This is a genomic window from Xanthomonas prunicola, from assembly GCF_002846205.1.
In the GTDB taxonomy this organism is placed as follows: Bacteria; Pseudomonadota; Gammaproteobacteria; order Xanthomonadales; family Xanthomonadaceae; genus Xanthomonas; species Xanthomonas prunicola.
Genome location: NZ_PHKV01000010.1, coordinates 16,143 through 32,240 on the forward strand (window position 1 = coordinate 16,143; position 16,098 = coordinate 32,240).

The window sequence follows — 16,098 nt, forward strand, 5'->3', positions numbered from 1 at the left end:
CCTAATGGATTGTCGGTCGGCGCTCTTTCGCCGTTACCTCCCTACAATCCCGGGGCACAGAAATTAGTTTAGGCCTGGTGGTGAGCCATTTAGGGGCGACCAATGCCAGCCACCCAACGTTCGAAAGAGGCCGTGACCGCATCGACCAATAGTGCGGCCATCCCATTGGCTTCCACGCATAGCGTGTTGTCCCAGTAAGGGCCGGCCTCACTCAGCTGCGTGACACCATGCAATCCGATGACGGGAACGTTCATCGCGTCGCAGAAGTACAGCGGCCCGCTGTCCACCGTGACCACCAGGCAGGCACGTCGCAGCAATGCCGGCCAGTTCTCCGGGGTGTCCATGCCAACCAGATTGACGTGCGTATCACCGGCAATGCCATCGGCCAGCGCTTTCGCCTGGGGTGGACCGACGATCGCCACCTGGAATCCTCGCTGCGTTACATAGCGTGCGAGCGCTCGCCAGCGATCAGGCTCCCAACGTTTTGGAGCAAAATCGGCCCATGGGCTAAACACGACCCAGGACGACCCAGGCATGAGATGCGTCACCCATGGCCCATCTTCGGTAGGAATTTCCATTCTGACCGGAGCTGCATCCTGCGACAGACTCTGTAGCCAAACGTCGGTTGGTTGTAAGTTCGCTCGCCAATGCGGCCTGAGCACGCGCCCACCATCGACGTGAAAGCGAAAATGGATAGGCAATCGTCGTAGCGAGCGGTAGTAGTTCGGACGTAACCCGAGCACAGCGACCGGACCGTTTTGAAGCGCGGCGCCGATTGCGGGAAGCGCCATCACCAGGTCGCCGGTATGTGCACCTTCCATCGGGAAGACAATGCCGTCAGGCGACCATCTCGCGAGCAGGAGTGATGACGATGCATCGCCAATCACGTGGTCTTTCAACTCTTGCGTTGCAGTGAACGCAGCAAGCCCAAGAACGCATGGCCGCCAGGATCCGCGGTGTCGAGCGCTGCTTCGATGCGCTGCGTGATCGGCGTCCATTCGGGATGCTCGCGAAATGCCCGGCCGAACTCCCAGAGCAACACTTGGCGTATCAACAATGGCCGCGCGCGGCGTACCGCTGCCAGATCGTTGCCCGTGACCTCACTGGCGATCTGCGCCAGCTGACGCTCAAGCTGTGCAGTGGAATTGGCCTGCCTCGTACGGGTGCCTTCCGATGTTCGGTTCGTCACGCCTGAGTGGGAAGCCGTCTTGCGCCCACGAGCCGTTTCTCCACGAATCGCCGCGATTAATGCAGCAGTCGGCGATAGAGGGTTTATCTCCATGTTCTAGTTGTAGCGGCTGTAGTTGGACAGCAACATGGACGCACCAGGTAACGTAGCGCCGGTGTCGGCCTGCGTGGACGCGAGCGACCCATTGGTACTCGACAGCAACTGCACGAGGCGTTGCATGTCCGCTTGCAATGCGGCGATCGGCTGCCCCTGAGTCAACCCCATCTGCAGTTGCGAGATGGCAAGATCCACATGGTCATGGGCAATCGAGATCAGAGCGCTTGCATAGCTACCGATCGCGCCTTCGATTGATTCGGCCAATGGTGTCAGCATCTGAACCGCATCGCTGTTGCGGCCTGTGACCAGCAACAGTTGACCCAGTTGAAAGCGCGCCATCGGAAATTCCGCAGACAACTGCAGTGCACGATGGAATGCTTGCTCGGCGAGATCCAGATCGCCCAGCTGAGCACGCTGTGCACCGAGCAGATAGTGCGCCTGTGCGCATTCCGGGTCTTGCGCTAGAAGTGCGCCAAGGATTGCGAGCGATTCTGCATCATTGGCATCCAGCATGGCCTGCGCCGCGCGCGCGAGAAGCTGCTCTGTGCCTTGCTGTGTCATGTCGATCTCTACTCAAAGTATGGACGTTCAATCTCACTATCCCGCCCGGGCGCCAAGAGTTTAGCGTCGTACCGCCGGTCCATGAGCGCCTCGATCGTCGTCACACTTCGCTAGCGCCAGGTGGGTTTCTCGTGCAACACAAGAAAGCGCAGCTGAATCTGGCGCGATGATTCATCAACTGGTCAGTCCAGAATTCATGTCGCGTTCCATCGAATAACGGAGAATTTACATCTCGGCAGCGAACGGCATTCGCCTCAGCGCCGGCCCAATCAAATAAGTACAGGTATCCCGATCATGAAGACTTCTTTGCTGGCCCTCGGCCTTCTCGCAGCTCTGCCGTTTGCGGCTTCGGCTGCTGAAAACCTCTCCTACAACTTCGTCGAAGGCGACTACGTGCGCACTCCGACCGAAGGCCGCGATGCGGACGGCTGGGGCGTGAAGGCATCTTATGCTGTCGCTCCGAACTTCCACGTGTTCGGCGATTACAGCAAGCAGAATGCTGACGACAACAACAACGTGTTCGAAAACACCAACTCCGACTTCCAGCAGTGGGGCGTTGGCGTGGGCTTCAACCACGAAATCGCCACCAGCACGGACTTCGTCGCCCGCGTTGCGTACCGCAAGCTGGACCTGGACACCCCGAACATCAACTTCGACGGCTACAGCGTTGAAGCCGGTCTGCGTAACGCCTTCGGCGAGCACTTCGAAGTCTATGCGCTGGCTGGTTACGAAGACTTCTCCAAGAAGCGTGGCATCGACATCGGTGACAACTTCTACGGCCGCCTTGGCGCCCAGGTGAAGTTGAACCAGAACTGGGGCATCAACGGCGACATCCGTATGGATGGCGACGGCAACAAGGAATGGTCGGTCGGCCCGCGCTTCAGCTGGTAAGCCGCACGTTGAACTGCAACGCGACTCTCTCTCCCGCGTTGCATTGGAAGCCCGGTCCCCCGACCGGGCTTCTTTCTTTTGGGCGATCGGTTGGCGGTGTGTCCGCACACGTTGCCTAACGCGGCGCTTTGCACTGGGGAATCCTCGCCAACGGTGCACCTGCCACGAGGAAGTGGCCGCGTCCGCGTTGGGTGCGTAGCAATGCCTGACGCCTGATCCGCCGAAGCTCGACGTACGCCGTGCAACAGCCAATCAACAAAACGCCCGGCAGTGCCGGGCGTTTTGTTCTGCATCTTCGCAATGGGCACCCAAGTGCCGCTGTGTCGTCAGGTAAACAAGGTCTGCGGATATTCGGGCTTGCGCTCGCGTGCTAGCAATTCCTTCAAGCCTGCTTCCGGAGTGATTTCGCCATGCAATACCGCGCGCACCGCGTTGGAGATGGGTAGCTCGATGCCGTGGTGTTCGGCCTGGCGCATGACCTCGTCGGCCGTCTGCACCGATTCGACCACCTGGCCGATCTCGCGGATCGCATCGTTCAAACTCTGCCCACGGCCTAACGCCAGACCCAGGCGACGGTTGCGCGACAAATCGCCGGTGCAGGTGAGCACCAGATCGCCCAAACCGGCCAGGCCCATCAGGGTTTCCGGACGTGCGCCGATCGCCGCCGCCAGACGCAGCATCTCGTTCAAGCCACGTGTGATCAAACCAGCGCGTGCATTGAGGCCAAGCTGCATGCCATCGGCCACGCCGGTAGCCACGGCCAGCACGTTTTTCATCGCACCGCCCAGTTCGGCGCCCACCATGTCGTCGCCGGTGTAGGCGCGGAAAGTGGGGCCATGCATCGCGTCGGCCACCACTTGGGCAAACGTCGCATCGTCGCCGTGCACGGTGACGGCCGTCGGCAGGCCGAGCGTGACTTCCTTGGCGAAGGAGGGCCCGGTCACCACGGCCAGCGGAACGCTGGGGCCGAGGATGTCGCGTGCCACTTCATGCAGAAACCGCCCGGAACCGGGTTCGAACCCTTTGGTCGCCCAGGCAACGCCCGCGTCCGCTGGGCGCAGCGGTGCGATCAGCCGGATTGTCTCGGTGAACGCATGCGAGGGCACCACCACCAGAATCCAGGTGGCGTCAGCGACGGCCGCCTGCAGGTCGGTGGTGGCACGCAGGCTGTCGGGCAGTGGAATGCCCGGCAGATAACGCGCGTTCTCATGGGTGCGGTCGATGATGTCCACCATCGCCGCATCGCGGCCCCAGAGCACGGTCGAGTAACCGTGTCTGGCGAGCAGCGCGGCCAGGGCCGTGCCCCAGGAACCGGCGCCGAGAACGGCGATCTTGTGGGTCGAATCGCTCATCGGCGCAATCTAAGGCTTAGGCGTTGCCAGCCGGCTCGGAATCGGCCAGCGAGGTGCCTTCGCCCTGCGAACGCTGGCGCAGGGTTTCTGCATACAGGGCTTCGAAATTGATCGGCTGCAGGTAGAACGGCGGGAAGCCACCAGCCTGGATCAGATCGCTGACCAGCGTACGCACGTACGGGAACAGGATGTTCGGGCACTGGGTGCCGAGCAGCACGTCGATCGCCTGCGGCTCCAGGCCGACCAGGCCGAACACGCCGGCCTGCTGCACTTCGGCCACATAGGCAGTCTTGCCACCGGCGGTGCAGGTCAGGGTCACGGCCAACACCACTTCAAAAGCGTTGTCGTTGAGGCGCTGGACCTTCTGGTTGAGGTTTAGCTGGAGCTCCGGCTGGTTGGCGTCATTGAAGACGGCCGGGGCGTTCGGCGATTCGAAGGACACGTCCTTGACGTAAATCTTTTCGATGGTGAAGGCGGGGCCAGCAGCGGCGTCGGCCGGCGCAGCGGCGCCGTTGAGGATTTCGTCGGACATTCCTAACTCCAGAAACGGTTCGGTGGATGCAGCGTTGAGTGATGCAGACGTGAAAGCGCGAGTCTCTCACGCCAGCAATGGGGGCTTGCCGGGCGCCGCACAAGGCGGATCAGCGGCCCTTGATCAGTGGCAGCTCGGCCATCTGCCAGGCAGCGACACCGCCTTCGAGCCAATAGACCTGCTCGAAACCGGCTTTCTTCAGCGTCTTGGCTGCACCAGCGGAGGTGGTGCCACTGCGGCAGACCACCACCACGGGCGAGGCCTTGGCGTTGGCCAGCAGCTTGCCGGCCGGGTCGAACTTGGCCAGTGCCACATTCCGGCTGCCGGCGATGTGGCCTTTTTCGAAATCGGCCGTCGGCGACAGGTCGATCACCAGCGCGTTGTCGCTGTTGATCAGACGGGTCAGCTGGGCCGGCGTGAGCGCGCGATAGCCGCGGAACAGGCGCGCGACCTCGGTGACGATCAGGGCGATGGTCAGGCCCACCAGGGCCAGCGACAACATGGGGTTGCGGCCGACAAAGGCCTGCAGCTCTTCGAAATTCACGGGGTCAGGGTCAGTCGAGCGGGCGGGAATTGTCGCACAGCTGGCGCACGCGACGCCCAGCGCGCAGGGGCCAGGCTATTGGCCTTTCCACAAATCGGGCAGACCGCTGGCCAGCCACCAGCGCTTCTGCTCGGGATTCCAGCGCCAGATCTCGATGCTGCGCACCAGCCGTTCGGCCTGGGTGTTGCGGTTGATCACGCGCAATTCGACCTCGCGGCGCAGGTCGCCATTGGGATCTTCGCCCACGCGCACCTCGCGGTAGCCGGAGATCTGTATCTGCTCGTAGCGCGAACGTTCCAGGTCGCTGAGCGGATGCGCCTGGGCATACGCCGGCTCAACGAAGCCCTGCGCGGCGTCGAAATCGTTCCAGCGCACGGCGGCCGTATAGGCGGCCTGGGTGGTTTCCAGCGCGCGCGCCTGGGCGCGGCTGCCGGCGTTGACGACCCCGCTCAGCATCGCCAGCCCAAGCAGCACGACCGTTGTGATGATTGCACGCATGCGTATTCCCCCTGATCCAGCGCGCATCCTACCGCTTTGGAAACGCCACGAAGCGCCCGCTCAACGTGGCCGCCGCGGCGCCCGAGCCCAGCGCGATCTGCGCACGCATGCCGATGCGCGCCTTGCCGCGCTGCCGGAACGTTGCCAGAAACGCCTCCCAGCTCCCCAGCTCGGACGGCTCGGCATTGGCCACCAGGTCTTCGTACACCGGCGCGACGTAGCGCAGCTGGCTGTCGGCAACGTAGACATCGGCGCTGTGTCCGGCCAACTGCAGTTGCAAGGTCAGCCAGCCCCAGCTGGCCAGTGTCATCAGCGAGGCCAGGCTACCGCCGAATGCATTGGCCTTGTCGTTGACGTTGGCCTGCAGCGGCGCGCGCAAGCGCAGCGCACCATCGTGCAAACCATCGACGGCAATGCCCATCGACAGCACCGGTGGCATGGCGATGAACTGCGACTGCAGCGACTGCAGGGCGGATGCGAGCGTGCACGAAGGAGGCATCGGCAAAGACTGAAAGACGGCGAAGGGCGGCATCATGCCGCAATGTTCTGCAAGCGTCTTGTGCACTCGCGTGACATGCGGCACCGCATGGTGAATGCAGTCATCGCCGCACGCAACGCGCGGGCCGGCTGCGCTTGGTCGTTGCATGCAACAGATCGACCGAAACCGCATGCCAGAGCGGAGGGCACGCAATCAGCACGCCAGGCCGACCGCGTGCCTGCCAGGGCCTTGGCAACCACCGCTCCCTGCGCTAAGGCGAAAACACCACTTTGCGATAGCCCTGCGCCACCCGCAGCAACGCCGTGGCTTTGGCTTTCCAATGCGTGCTGCGCCGCTTTTGCGCTTGCGTCAGCGGCACATCGATCGTGCTGGTGAACACGATGTTTTCCGCCGCCGGATGGAAGAACTTGTCCTGGATACAAGCGGCCGGCGAGAGTTGATACGTGGACAGTTGGTGCGCGACTGGCGACTCATTCCAACCGAACAAAAAAATATCGGCCATGGTGTGCCAGCGCGCCTCCGCAGCCAGCAGCAATCGTGCGGCATCCCTGCTGATGATCAGCGCACCCGCGCACACCGGCCAGCAATGTTGATACGTCGATGGGCGCACCAGGCGCAGTTGCCGCCCGGCGACGTCGGCAACCTTCGCATCGAGCTTGATGCGGTTGTAGGACGGCTCCAGGCGCACGATGCTGTTGCCGCCCGGTAGCCAATCGGTGCTACGCAACAGCGCCGGCAGCGCATCGGACAGATGCATGTCGTCTTCGAAAATCGCGGTGTACGCGTCAGCGGAATCGGCCGCAATGCGCCACGCCGCCTGATGACTGAGAAAGCATCCGATGTTGGACGCTGTCCACTTGCGCGGGCCGGTGCTGAAGGCATCGCCCGATGCTTCCAGTGGACGCTCGCGTACGAAGTCGGCGATCTGCTCGGCCGTCAACGTGGCGCCATCCACGGCAGCAATGCGCTCGAACGGCAGGCCCAGCGCATCGAAGCGCGCCGACATGGCCTGTCGCCGGTCGCTACTGCGCTGCATGTTGATAAGGTAGGACTTGATCACTACGCCACTCCAGCACGGTTGTCGGCCAGGATCGTGACGGGATTCCCCGCGGTTGCAATAGGTTCTGGACTGAGACGAAGGGCGCCAGTCAGGGTGTCCAAACATCGCTCCCGCTGCCGGCACTTCGCCATCGATTCGCACTGGCATCCTTCTAGATGCAGCGACATTGCGCTGCAGGTGGCAGCGCTCTCGCATAATCACGCCATGACCGGCCTTGCCCATCCCGATGCTGCCTGGACCCTGATCTCGCTGCGCCCCAGCGGCGAACATGCGCCGCTAAGGCGGGCAGTTGCGCGGCATGGCGGACGGGTACTTGCGCTGTCGCCGTGGCGCTTGCAGACCAACGACACCGCACAGGCGCACGATGCGCTGCGGCAGGCGCTGGCAGCACCGATTGCGGTGTTCACCAGCCCGGCGGCCGTGCAGGCGGCGCATCGTCTGGTGCCGCTGCAGCGCCCGGCGCAGGCGCACTGGGTGAGCGTGGGCGATGGCACTGCGCGCGCATTGCAGGCCTGCGGCATCGACACCGTGGTGCGCCCGACGCGGATGGATAGCGAAGGACTGCTAGCGCTGCCGCTACTGCAGTCGCCGCTGCAGGCCGTCGGGCTGATCACCGCACCCGGCGGACGCGGCATGCTGGCGCCGACGCTGGAACAGCGCGGTGCGCGCATTGTGCGTGCCGATGTCTATCAACGCGTCCCGCTGCGCTTGCGCGCATCGGCCATGCACGCCTTCTCGCTCGCATTGCCGCGCAGCGTGCTGGCGTTGAGCAGCGCCGAGGCACTGACGCTAATCCTGCAACAGCTGCCTGCCGCCCTGATTGAAAGATGGCAACAGCGGCCGGTGGTCGCGTCCAGCGATCGCATGCTGGATGCCGCGCACGCCGCTGGCTTCATCCATCGCATACGCGCACAAGGCCCGCTGCCAGTACAGCTTGCCGCTGCTGCCGCAGCGATCGTGACACCATCGCGACCTTGCTGAACTGCGAGCTCAAGCACAGCTTGCGGGTCTCCGCCGCTGCACGCCATGCTGTGGCGGATGACTGCGGCGCCTGCGCCGGTTGTGACCGCCCGAGGATGTCCGAATGACCGAAATGCCCGCTCCCACGCGACGCTTTCCCTTGGCATGGCTGCTGCTCGTAGTGGCCGTGGCAGCCGTCGGCGTGGCGCTGTTCCTGGGCTGGCGCGCGTGGCAGAGCTATCAGGGCGCACAGCTGCAGGCCGCACAGGCGCAGCAGCAACGCTGGGACGGTACGCAGCAGATGCTGGAAACGCTGCGCCGCGATCAGCGCCTGGCCAATGACCGCTTGCAGGATGCAGCCGCCACCAACCGCGTGCTGCGCGATGAAATGCTGGGCCTGAGTCAGCGCAGCGCATTGCTCGAAGACACCGTGCAAAAGCTGGCCGACCCCAACCGACACGGCGCGCAAGCACTGCGCCTGGATGAAGTGGAGCTGCTGCTGCGGCTCGGCCAACAACGGCTGAGCATCGCCGGCGATGCCGACGGCGCGCGGCGCGCGTATGCGCTGGCCAATGGCGCGCTCAACGGTATCGACGACCCCGGCTACCTCAATCTGCGGCAGGCACTGGTGCAGGAGCGCGATGCGCTGGATCGCCTCGGCGCCGGCCCACAGGCACAAGTCGGCCAGACCCTGGACAGCTTGGCGGCCGAGGTGCAGCGCCTGCCGGAACAACCCGTCCAGGACAGCGATGCGGCGCAGCCATGGTGGCAAAAGGTGCTGGCGCCGCTGGTGGACATCCGTCCCAGCCGCGGCGATGCCTTGCTCACCGGTGCTGATCGGCATGCCGCGCGCGATGCCTTGCAGATCGAAATCAGCCTGGCCCGCGCGGCTGCGGAACGTGGCGATGCCGCCGGGTTCGCACAGTCGCTGCGCCGCGTGGATACCTGGACCACCAGGCTGTGGCCGGACTCATCGCAACGCCGTCAGCTGCGCGCACGCCTACGCAGCCTGCAACAAGCGCCACTGCGTCCGCGTCTGCCGGAACTGGGCACTACCCTGCTGCAACTGCAGGCCATGCGTGAAGGGAGATCCACCCAATGAAAGTATTACGTACCGTCTTGATTCTGCTGGTTGCCGTGGCGCTGGGCGTGCTTGGCGCGCAGTGGCTGTCGCACCAGAACAGCTACGACCTGGGCAATGTGGTGGTCAGCGTGGGTGGCAACGACTACCACGCCGCGATGCCGCAGGCGCTGCTGATCCTGGTGATCGCCTTGCTGGTGCTCTGGCTGCTATGGACGTTGATCAGCCTGCCGTTTCGCGTGTGGGGCAAATACCGCCGCAGGAAGGGCCGTGCGCGTTTGATCGAAGGCCTGCGCGCTGCCGATCATGGCCAATGGCAGCGTGCCGAGCGGCTGCTGGTCAGTGCCAGCGAAGACGATGAGGTCAGCGGCATTGCCCTGGCCAGCGCAGTGCGCGTGGCCGATGCACGCGGCGATGAAGCCGCGGCCACGGCACTTGCACAGCAACTGGCCGAACGCGACCCCACCGCCTATGCGCTGCTGCAGGGCGAGCGGCATCTGGCACGCCAGCGCCCGGTGGAAGCGATCAATGCATTGGATAGCGCCAATGCGCAGCCATTACCGGCACGCGGCCTGCTGCTGCGCACGCATGCCCTGACCCAGATCGGCCGCGCCGATGAAGCCTACGGCCAGCTCGGCGCCCTGCGTCAGCAGGCGGTGTTGGCGCCCGATGCCTACAGCACGCTGGAAGCGACGCTGGCCGAGCAGACCCTGTTGCAAGCCAGCGACGCCAATGCGCTGGCCGAGCGCTGGGAGGCATTGCCCAAAGCATTGCGCACCACTCCGGCGGTGGTGGGCGCCTACGCGCAGCGCGCGGCGGTGCTGCACTGGGACGACGCGGCCGTGCACAGCCTGGAGCAGGCGCTGGACGCGCAATGGGATGAATCGCTGGTGCGGCTGTACGGCGTGCTGCCGCTGGAAAAATACGATTCGCGCCGGGCCAGCGCGCAGCGCTGGCTCACCCAGTCTCCGGACAGCCCGGGCCTGCTGCTGACACTGGCGCGACTGGCACGTCATCAACAGCAGTGGTCACAGGCCGAGGAATTCCTGCACCGCGCGATCGCGAACGGCGCCGGTAGCGAAGCCTGGGAAGAGCTGGGACACGGTTTTGCCGCGTCAGGCGACGTGCTGTCGGCACAGCATTGCTACGCCAATGCGTTGCGTGCCGCCCGCGGCGAGCCGGTGCATGCGCCCATGCCACAGCAGTCGTTGCGTGGGCCGTTGGTATCGGCAGGCCCGACGCCGGTGTCCGACCCACTCGCGCCGGACGATCGCATCCTCTAATCGATGCGGCCCGTTCGACGTTGCAGCGGCGCACACCCCAGGTGCGCCGCAGTGCATCAGCGCTGGCGCGAGACCTGCGGCGGTGGCGGCAGGTCGCTCAGGAAGGCATCGCAGGCGCCCAGATAGCGCGCCTGCGCATGGTCGACCTGGGTCGGCGACAACACGCGCGCGCCCAGCCGTCCGATCAGTAGCATCGCCGCCATCACGCTGGCACCGATCAGCCAGCGGAACTGGCTGTCGATCGACAACCCGCAGACCAGCAACGCCAAGACCGATGCCATCGCCACCGCGACATAGCGCACGCGGCGGCGCTCGTGTTGCGCGCACAAGGTGAGCACGTGCGCGCTGCGCTTGCGCAACGCGATGGCCAGGATCACGTACGGCAACACGCCCAGCAGCAGCGCTGCGTAGATCACCGGGTGGTGCCAGTGGAAGATGTAGCGACGTGGCGGCATGTCGGCCGGCGCATTGCACTTGACGCACCGCGGCGGCAGATTGGCGCCCGCCGTGCACACCAGCACATCGCCTTCGCGCCACACATCGCCATTGGACGGAGGCAGGTACAGGCTGGGCGGCTCGCGGGATCCATCAGTGAACATCCATGCGTCCTTGCAGGTTTGGGATTGGAGATTGGGAATTGGGGATTCGTAAAATCAGGAGTCCGCGTCTGCTTTTGCGAATCCCCAATCCCGAATTCCCAACCCCACGCTGCGCAGCAGCGTCAGCGCTCCACAATCGCCACCACGCCCATGCCGCCAGCGGTGCAGATCGAAATCAGCGCGCGGCCGCCGCCGCGTTCTTCCAGCTGCTTGGCGGCGGTGGCTACCACGCGTGCACCAGTGGCCGCGAAGGGGTGGCCGGTGGCCAGCGAGGAACCCAGCGGGTTGATCTTGTCGGGGTCGATGCGGCCCAGTGGCGCATCCAGGCCCAGGCGATTGCGGCAGTAATCCTCGCTCTCCCAGGCGCGCAGCGTGCACAGCACCTGCGCGGCAAACGCTTCGTGGATTTCGTAGATGTCGAAGTCCTGCAGGGTCAGGCCCTGGCGCGCCAGCATCTGCGGCACCGCGATGGTCGGCGCCATCAACAGGCCTTCGCCATGCACGAAATCCACTGCCGCCACCTGCGCATCGCGCAGATAGGCCATCGGGGTGTGGCCATGCGCCAGCGCCCAGGCTTCGCTGGACAGCAGCACCGCGGCGGCACCATCGGTGAGCGGGGTGGAATTGGCCGCGGTCAGCGTGCCGCGGCCGGAGGTCTTGTCGAAGGCCGGGCGCAGGGTGGCCAGCTTTTCCAGCGAGGTGTCGGCGCGCAGGATGTTGTCGCGCGAGACGCCGCGGAACGGCGCGATCAGCGAATCGAAGAAGCCGCGCTCATAGGCGGCGGCCAGCTTGTGGTGCGAGGCCACCGCCCATTCGTCCTGCGAGTCGCGCGAGATGTTCCATTCCTTGGCCATGTCCTCGCAGTGGTCACCCATGCTCTTGCCGGTGCGCGGCTCGGCCACGCCGGGAAATTCGGGCTTGAGTTCGCTCAGCTTGAAGCCGCGCAGCAATGCCTTGAGCTTGTCGCCGGTGGCCTTGGCGCGGTTGGCGGCCATCAGCCGCGCGCGCAGCTTCTTGCCGTAGACGATCGGTACCTCCGAGGTGGTATCCGAGCCGCCGCCGATGCCCGAATCGATCTGCCCCAGCGCGATCTTGTTGGCGATGGTGATCACCGAATCCAGGCTGGTGCCGCAGGCGCGTTGCAGGGTGATGCCCGGCGTCAGCGGCGACAGCCCGGACGACAGCGCCGCCTCGCGGGCCAGGTTCCAGTCCGAGGAGTGCTTGATGACCGCGCCCATCGCCACTTCGCCCAGTTGCTGTCCATGCAGGCCGAAGCGTTCGACCAGCGCGCCCAGCGTGCGCACCGACATGCCCAGGTTGCCCACGTCCGCGTATGCGGTGTTCTGACGACAGAACGGGATACGAACGCCGCCCAGAATGGCGACGGGACGGGCTGCGGGCATCGGCTGACCTGGCATGGAGGACTCGGGGACATGGCCTGCACAGGGCCGGCAGGCATAATGGCCGCAGTGTAGCTTCGACCCCGTGATGGGCCAACCGCGAATCATGAGCAAGACCGAACACGGCGTGACCGCCATGGGTGTGATGGCGCTGGAATTGACGGGCGGCACCGCCCCCGAGCGCGGCGCCCTGGCGCCCGAGCAGGCCGGCATGCTGGCCGAACGCATTGGCCGCGATCTGGGGCAATGGATCCCCGAAATCCGCGATCTGGAATTGAGCGTGGCGCTGGCGCATTTCGACCCGGCCGAAGTGTTGCGGCCAGGCTGGCCGCTGCATCGGCGGCTGGAAGAGCTGCAGGCGCGCGCTCCCGGCCGCGACCAGGGACCGCGGGTGCTGGCCTTCGGTGCCGATGCGCAGGGCGAGATTCCGCTGCCGTTCCAGGCCGATGCGCAACTGGTCGGGGGCGGCTTACGCGTGCTGCCGTTCCTGCTTTCCGGCGATCCGCAAACGGTCGCCACCGTGGCCGATGCAATGGAAGAAGTCTTGCTCGCTCAGGGCATGGCGCAGGCTGACACCGCGTTGCTGGCGCAAGAAAGCTTCGGTGCCCGCATCGAACATGCGCGGTATCTCACTGCCAACGATCTGGCGGCGATGATGTCGATGCAGTACGACAATCAGGGCCTGGCGCCGCTGTGGCCGCTGATCGAAGCCGCGCTGCTGGCGCCACAAACCGAAGAGTGGCTGGAACAAGCACCCGAGCCGGTGTTGCGCTACATCGATGGCGAAGTGCGCATTGCCCTGTTCGACCCGGCCGGCTGGTGCGACTACTACGCGCACGACCGCGAAAACTGCGAACGCCTGCGCGGCGTGTACGAGCACTATCTTGCGCGCCAGCGGCAGATGGCCGCTGTGCTGGAGGCGCATGGGTTGCCAGTGCTGTACGTGCATGTGGAACCAGGCCAGGATCCGCGGCAGGCGCTGGCTAGCTAGCCGTTATTAATCCCCCACGGATTATCTGCCGTTTCACGGACGAATAATTGTGAAGCGCAACGAATATTCTCTGCGACTTGGAGCGGTGGTCATCGTTGGGATTTGCGCATGCGGCTTACTCCATGCAGCTGGGCCCACTCCCATCTCGTCCAACTGTACCGTCGACGCTGATTCGATGGCTGCTTCGCCTGTCGCACTCGAATCGTACAATTTGCACGTCGATTACGAGATGACAGTAGAGGTGCTTGCAACCATTGATAAGGACGAACAGGTCAAAGACACCTCCATTGCCAGGTCATCTCGCAACAGACTAGTCGATCGCGCAGCGATGACTGCCGCGAAACGGTGGCGCTACCATTGCAAGGCAACTCCGGGAACAGCATTGCTGACTGTTCGGATTCCCGCGCCGCGCTGCAAACTAGACGGGGATTCGTGGAGACACACCGGCCCGTCTATCCTGAGCAGCTAAGACGCGAGCACGCGAAAGGATCTGTTGAACTCAACCTTCGCCCTTCTGCATCGCCAATGGCAATGCAGACGTCAGTCTGCAAACAGGTAGCGGCTACGCCGATGCTGACAATGCCGTGCTCGATGCCGCGCGCAAATGGCGCTTCTCGTGCGACTCCTCTCCCGCGCCAACGCAAACCGCATTGACGACGGAGCAATTCAACTTTTCAGACCGCCCAAGTCAAGAAGAGCTAGAAAAGTTAGAAAGAGTAGAGAGAGCGAAACGAAAAATCCCCCTTTCAATTCGGATCTAAAGACGACCGTTCGCGACACCCTCCCCATGGAGTACACGCACGCAAAACAGTTTTTCGAGAATCTGCCGAAACACAATGACGTGGAATTGAGCAAAGATCAGCAGGACACACCAGGCTTGAAGGTCTACACGACCAGTCTCAAGAAGGTCATGGAGCAAATCCTCTCATCCGACCAACTCGAACAGCCAAATGTGACGACTTGGCTGATGTTTATGCCCCCGCACCCATGGGCCCCTGCGGTAATCCGCACGCGCAGCGAGACAATCACAGACGAGTCAAGTGTCCAGCGACGTCCGATGACGCGCGTCAACGATGTTTGTGATTCAAACCCTACAAGTTGCGCGCAAATCGAACGTCGCATTCGTCACATGGTTGAGCCAGTGTCAGCGACGCATTGATCTTCCTCGGCCGCACTCAATCGCGGCCGAGGAGATTGGGACTTAACGTGTTGCCGCCTGCGCGTTATCGGTGGTGATCACGCCGCAGGCCAGACGGCCGCCCGCGTTGCCGGTGGGCTGGGTTTTGTAGTCGTCGGCATCGGCGTGCACGATCACCGCGTGGCCCGCGATATCGAACTGGTCTGCCTTGCCGAGATTGACGTTGCTGGACACCGGGCCGTCGATCGTGGCGTTGCCCTGCGCATCGGACTTGATGTTGGGCATGTCGCCGCCGTGGTGCGGTTCGGCGCTGACGTTGCCGTGATCGGACTGCGACGGGTTGAAGTGGCCGCCCGCGCTGCTGCCGTCCGGTGCGCTGCAATCGCCCTTTTCGTGGATGTGGAAGCCATGCTCCGTGTTGGGCTTAAGACCGCTCAGCTGGCCGGTAACGCGCAGTGCGCCGTCGACGGTCTTGAAGGTCACCGTGCCTTTGACGTCATTGCCCTTGGTCGGCTTGAGCTCGGCGGTTGCAGTGGTGGTGGCCGCTTCGGTGACCATGGCGGCGGCATGTTCGCCGCCGTGCGCCGCTTCGGCCGGCGTGCCGGCCTGGGGTGCAGGTGCTGGGTCGGCCGGTGCCGGCTCGTCGCGCTTGCATGCGGTCAGCACCAGGGCAGTGGCCAGAAACAGGGTGGTCGGAAGAATGCGCATGGAGTACTCCTGAAGAAGGGCCGCAGTTGCAGCCAGTGACGCCCTGATTCAGGGCTGCGAAGGGGGCGTGCCCCATTTGGCGACGCGAATGACGCCACAGGCCAGACGCGCGCCGGCATTGCCGCTGGGCTGGCTGCGATAGTCGTCGGCATCGGCATGCACGATCAGCGACCTGCCGACCACGTCGGTCGGAGCGCCGTCGCCCAGGCTGATGCCCGACAGAATCATGTCCAGATGCACCAGGCCTTCGGCGTCGGCACGCAGATTGTCCATGTCGCCCAGATGGTGCGCACCGCTACCGGCACGCCCGTGCGGCGCACCGCTTGGGTTGAAATGTGCGCCCGCGCTACTGGCATCGGCCGCGCTGCAGTCGCCGCGCTCGTGCACATGGAAGCCGGACACACCGCCTGGACGCAAGCCGCCGATGGTGCCGGTGAGACGGATGCCCTGCAATGCAGGCACCAGCACCACCCGGCCGCTGACCAAACTGCCCGAGGCCGATGCCAGCACTGCTTCGGCCTGTTGCACCGGGCGAGTGGGCACCACGCGTGCGGCCGGCGGTGGAGGCGCCTTCGGCGGCGGTGGCGTGCTGCTGCAGGCGGCCAGCATCAGCGCGGTGAGGGCAACGATCGTCGGCGACCGATAACGCATCAAGCAGTTCTCCTGATCAGGCTGAAAACCTATGCGGGTGCGTGTTCACATGTCATGAAATGCGC

At 64.3% G+C, this 16,098-nt stretch carries 20 protein-coding genes; 7 read left to right on the plus strand and 13 right to left on the minus strand.

What is annotated here, in order from left to right:
- Positions 1-89: 89 nt before the first annotated feature.
- From XpruCFBP8353_RS19755 to XpruCFBP8353_RS19765, 3 genes are read right to left on the minus strand one after another with little or no spacing between them, the layout of a single operon-like run.
- On the minus strand, positions 90-899 hold the full coding sequence (locus tag XpruCFBP8353_RS19755; protein WP_243391174.1) for a glycosyltransferase family 9 protein: 810 nt from the start codon (positions 897-899) through the stop codon (positions 90-92).
- Positions 896-1,282, minus strand: a complete 387-nt coding sequence (locus XpruCFBP8353_RS19760) for a hypothetical protein (RefSeq protein WP_101364756.1) — start codon at positions 1,280-1,282, stop codon at positions 896-898. Before XpruCFBP8353_RS19760 ends, XpruCFBP8353_RS19755 begins: the two co-directional genes overlap by 4 nt.
- 3 nt (positions 1,283-1,285) lie before the next feature.
- Complete coding sequence (locus XpruCFBP8353_RS19765; RefSeq protein WP_101364757.1) at positions 1,286-1,846, minus strand: tetratricopeptide repeat protein; 561 nt, start codon at positions 1,844-1,846, stop codon at positions 1,286-1,288.
- A 294-nt stretch (positions 1,847-2,140) separates the two neighbouring features.
- Here XpruCFBP8353_RS19765 and XpruCFBP8353_RS19770 point away from each other — a divergent pair, with 294 nt between their 5' ends.
- A complete protein-coding gene (locus XpruCFBP8353_RS19770; RefSeq protein WP_101364758.1) occupies positions 2,141-2,737 on the plus strand; it encodes an OmpO family porin in 597 nt (198 codons plus the stop codon).
- A gap of 326 nt (positions 2,738-3,063) precedes the next feature.
- Here the strand turns inward: XpruCFBP8353_RS19770 and XpruCFBP8353_RS19775 are convergent, their stop codons facing one another.
- The 6 genes from XpruCFBP8353_RS19775 to XpruCFBP8353_RS19800 all read right to left on the minus strand — a co-directional run bounded on the left by XpruCFBP8353_RS19775 (position 3,064) and on the right by XpruCFBP8353_RS19800 (position 7,222).
- Positions 3,064-4,089, minus strand: coding sequence for an NAD(P)H-dependent glycerol-3-phosphate dehydrogenase (locus XpruCFBP8353_RS19775; RefSeq protein ID WP_101364759.1), 1,026 nt, complete (start codon positions 4,087-4,089; stop codon positions 3,064-3,066).
- Between the two features lie 16 nt (positions 4,090-4,105).
- Positions 4,106-4,621: a protein-export chaperone SecB gene (gene secB, locus XpruCFBP8353_RS19780; protein WP_055853720.1), complete on the minus strand. Its 516-nt coding sequence runs from the start codon at positions 4,619-4,621 to the stop codon at positions 4,106-4,108.
- A 109-nt stretch (positions 4,622-4,730) separates the two neighbouring features.
- On the minus strand, positions 4,731-5,165 hold the full coding sequence (locus tag XpruCFBP8353_RS19785; protein ID WP_101364760.1) for a rhodanese-like domain-containing protein: 435 nt from the start codon (positions 5,163-5,165) through the stop codon (positions 4,731-4,733).
- 75 nt (positions 5,166-5,240) lie between these two features.
- Complete coding sequence (locus XpruCFBP8353_RS19790; RefSeq protein WP_101364761.1) at positions 5,241-5,663, minus strand: hypothetical protein; 423 nt, start codon at positions 5,661-5,663, stop codon at positions 5,241-5,243.
- 28 nt (positions 5,664-5,691) lie between these two features.
- Positions 5,692-6,162 carry a YiiD C-terminal domain-containing protein gene (locus tag XpruCFBP8353_RS19795; protein ID WP_101364818.1) on the minus strand — a complete coding sequence of 157 codons (471 nt, stop codon included), beginning with the start codon at positions 6,160-6,162 and terminating at the stop codon, positions 5,692-5,694.
- Between the two features lie 250 nt (positions 6,163-6,412).
- Positions 6,413-7,222: a glycosyltransferase family 25 protein gene (locus XpruCFBP8353_RS19800; protein WP_101364762.1), complete on the minus strand. Its 810-nt coding sequence runs from the start codon at positions 7,220-7,222 to the stop codon at positions 6,413-6,415.
- Between the two features lie 204 nt (positions 7,223-7,426).
- On the opposite strand from XpruCFBP8353_RS19800, the gene XpruCFBP8353_RS19805 reads away from it, so the two are divergent.
- The 3 genes from XpruCFBP8353_RS19805 (at position 7,427) to XpruCFBP8353_RS19815 (ending at position 10,546) form a co-directional block, all read left to right on the plus strand.
- Positions 7,427-8,203 (plus strand): uroporphyrinogen-III synthase, encoded by a 777-nt coding sequence (locus tag XpruCFBP8353_RS19805; RefSeq protein WP_243391173.1) that lies wholly within the window; start codon positions 7,427-7,429, stop codon positions 8,201-8,203.
- A gap of 103 nt (positions 8,204-8,306) precedes the next feature.
- Positions 8,307-9,284, plus strand: coding sequence for a uroporphyrinogen-III C-methyltransferase (locus tag XpruCFBP8353_RS19810; protein ID WP_101364764.1), 978 nt, complete (start codon positions 8,307-8,309; stop codon positions 9,282-9,284).
- Entirely contained in the window at positions 9,281-10,546 is a 1,266-nt protein-coding gene (locus XpruCFBP8353_RS19815) for a heme biosynthesis protein HemY (protein WP_101364765.1), read from the plus strand. Before XpruCFBP8353_RS19810 ends, XpruCFBP8353_RS19815 begins: the two co-directional genes overlap by 4 nt.
- A 56-nt stretch (positions 10,547-10,602) precedes the next feature.
- Here XpruCFBP8353_RS19815 and XpruCFBP8353_RS19820 read toward each other — a convergent pair whose 3' ends face one another.
- Complete coding sequence (locus XpruCFBP8353_RS19820; protein WP_162301128.1) at positions 10,603-11,145, minus strand: hypothetical protein; 543 nt, start codon at positions 11,143-11,145, stop codon at positions 10,603-10,605.
- Between the two features lie 122 nt (positions 11,146-11,267).
- Positions 11,268-12,563 (minus strand): acetyl-CoA C-acetyltransferase, encoded by a 1,296-nt coding sequence (locus XpruCFBP8353_RS19825; RefSeq protein WP_101364767.1) that lies wholly within the window; start codon positions 12,561-12,563, stop codon positions 11,268-11,270.
- 88 nt (positions 12,564-12,651) lie between these two features.
- Between XpruCFBP8353_RS19825 and XpruCFBP8353_RS19830 the strand changes: the two genes are divergently transcribed.
- From XpruCFBP8353_RS19830 to XpruCFBP8353_RS19840, 3 genes are all read left to right on the plus strand, one after another.
- Positions 12,652-13,536: a hypothetical protein gene (locus XpruCFBP8353_RS19830; protein WP_165786182.1), complete on the plus strand. Its 885-nt coding sequence runs from the start codon at positions 12,652-12,654 to the stop codon at positions 13,534-13,536.
- Between the two features lie 229 nt (positions 13,537-13,765).
- Positions 13,766-14,005 carry an energy transducer TonB family protein gene (locus tag XpruCFBP8353_RS24670; protein WP_407071319.1) on the plus strand — a complete coding sequence of 80 codons (240 nt, stop codon included), beginning with the start codon at positions 13,766-13,768 and terminating at the stop codon, positions 14,003-14,005.
- 318 nt (positions 14,006-14,323) lie between these two features.
- The gene (locus XpruCFBP8353_RS19840) at positions 14,324-14,695 is read left to right on the plus strand and encodes a hypothetical protein (protein ID WP_101364770.1); all 372 of its coding nucleotides are present in this window, start codon (positions 14,324-14,326) and stop codon (positions 14,693-14,695) included.
- A 42-nt stretch (positions 14,696-14,737) separates the two neighbouring features.
- Here the strand turns inward: XpruCFBP8353_RS19840 and XpruCFBP8353_RS19845 are convergent, their stop codons facing one another.
- Both XpruCFBP8353_RS19845 and XpruCFBP8353_RS19850 read right to left on the minus strand, forming a co-directional pair.
- Positions 14,738-15,382 (minus strand): superoxide dismutase family protein, encoded by a 645-nt coding sequence (locus tag XpruCFBP8353_RS19845; RefSeq protein WP_101364771.1) that lies wholly within the window; start codon positions 15,380-15,382, stop codon positions 14,738-14,740.
- A 48-nt stretch (positions 15,383-15,430) separates the two neighbouring features.
- A complete protein-coding gene (locus XpruCFBP8353_RS19850; RefSeq protein WP_162301130.1) occupies positions 15,431-16,033 on the minus strand; it encodes a superoxide dismutase family protein in 603 nt (200 codons plus the stop codon).
- Positions 16,034-16,098: the final 65 nt, after the last annotated feature.

Excerpts from the sequence above, each read along its gene's own strand:
- XpruCFBP8353_RS24670 (WP_407071319.1), top strand. The coding sequence starts at position 13,766 with ATGACAGTAGAGGTGCTTGCAACCATTGATAAGGACGAACAGGTCAAA.
- XpruCFBP8353_RS19790 (WP_101364761.1), bottom strand. The coding sequence starts at position 5,663 with ATGCGTGCAATCATCACAACGGTCGTGCTGCTTGGGCTGGCGATGCTG.
- XpruCFBP8353_RS19815 (WP_101364765.1), top strand. The coding sequence starts at position 9,281 with ATGAAAGTATTACGTACCGTCTTGATTCTGCTGGTTGCCGTGGCGCTG.
- XpruCFBP8353_RS19845 (WP_101364771.1), bottom strand. The coding sequence starts at position 15,382 with ATGCGCATTCTTCCGACCACCCTGTTTCTGGCCACTGCCCTGGTGCTG.
- XpruCFBP8353_RS19770 (WP_101364758.1), top strand. The coding sequence starts at position 2,141 with ATGAAGACTTCTTTGCTGGCCCTCGGCCTTCTCGCAGCTCTGCCGTTT.
- XpruCFBP8353_RS19840 (WP_101364770.1), top strand. The coding sequence starts at position 14,324 with ATGGAGTACACGCACGCAAAACAGTTTTTCGAGAATCTGCCGAAACAC.
- XpruCFBP8353_RS19805 (WP_243391173.1), top strand. The coding sequence starts at position 7,427 with ATGACCGGCCTTGCCCATCCCGATGCTGCCTGGACCCTGATCTCGCTG.
- XpruCFBP8353_RS19820 (WP_162301128.1), bottom strand. The coding sequence starts at position 11,145 with ATGTTCACTGATGGATCCCGCGAGCCGCCCAGCCTGTACCTGCCTCCG.
- XpruCFBP8353_RS19795 (WP_101364818.1), bottom strand. The coding sequence starts at position 6,162 with ATGCCTCCTTCGTGCACGCTCGCATCCGCCCTGCAGTCGCTGCAGTCG.
- XpruCFBP8353_RS19825 (WP_101364767.1), bottom strand. The coding sequence starts at position 12,563 with ATGCCAGGTCAGCCGATGCCCGCAGCCCGTCCCGTCGCCATTCTGGGC.
- XpruCFBP8353_RS19760 (WP_101364756.1), bottom strand. The coding sequence starts at position 1,282 with ATGGAGATAAACCCTCTATCGCCGACTGCTGCATTAATCGCGGCGATT.
- XpruCFBP8353_RS19810 (WP_101364764.1), top strand. The coding sequence starts at position 8,307 with ATGACCGAAATGCCCGCTCCCACGCGACGCTTTCCCTTGGCATGGCTG.
- XpruCFBP8353_RS19830 (WP_165786182.1), top strand. The coding sequence starts at position 12,652 with ATGAGCAAGACCGAACACGGCGTGACCGCCATGGGTGTGATGGCGCTG.
- XpruCFBP8353_RS19850 (WP_162301130.1), bottom strand. The coding sequence starts at position 16,033 with ATGCGTTATCGGTCGCCGACGATCGTTGCCCTCACCGCGCTGATGCTG.
- XpruCFBP8353_RS19765 (WP_101364757.1), bottom strand. The coding sequence starts at position 1,846 with ATGACACAGCAAGGCACAGAGCAGCTTCTCGCGCGCGCGGCGCAGGCC.
- secB (WP_055853720.1), bottom strand. The coding sequence starts at position 4,621 with ATGTCCGACGAAATCCTCAACGGCGCCGCTGCGCCGGCCGACGCCGCT.
- XpruCFBP8353_RS19775 (WP_101364759.1), bottom strand. The coding sequence starts at position 4,089 with ATGAGCGATTCGACCCACAAGATCGCCGTTCTCGGCGCCGGTTCCTGG.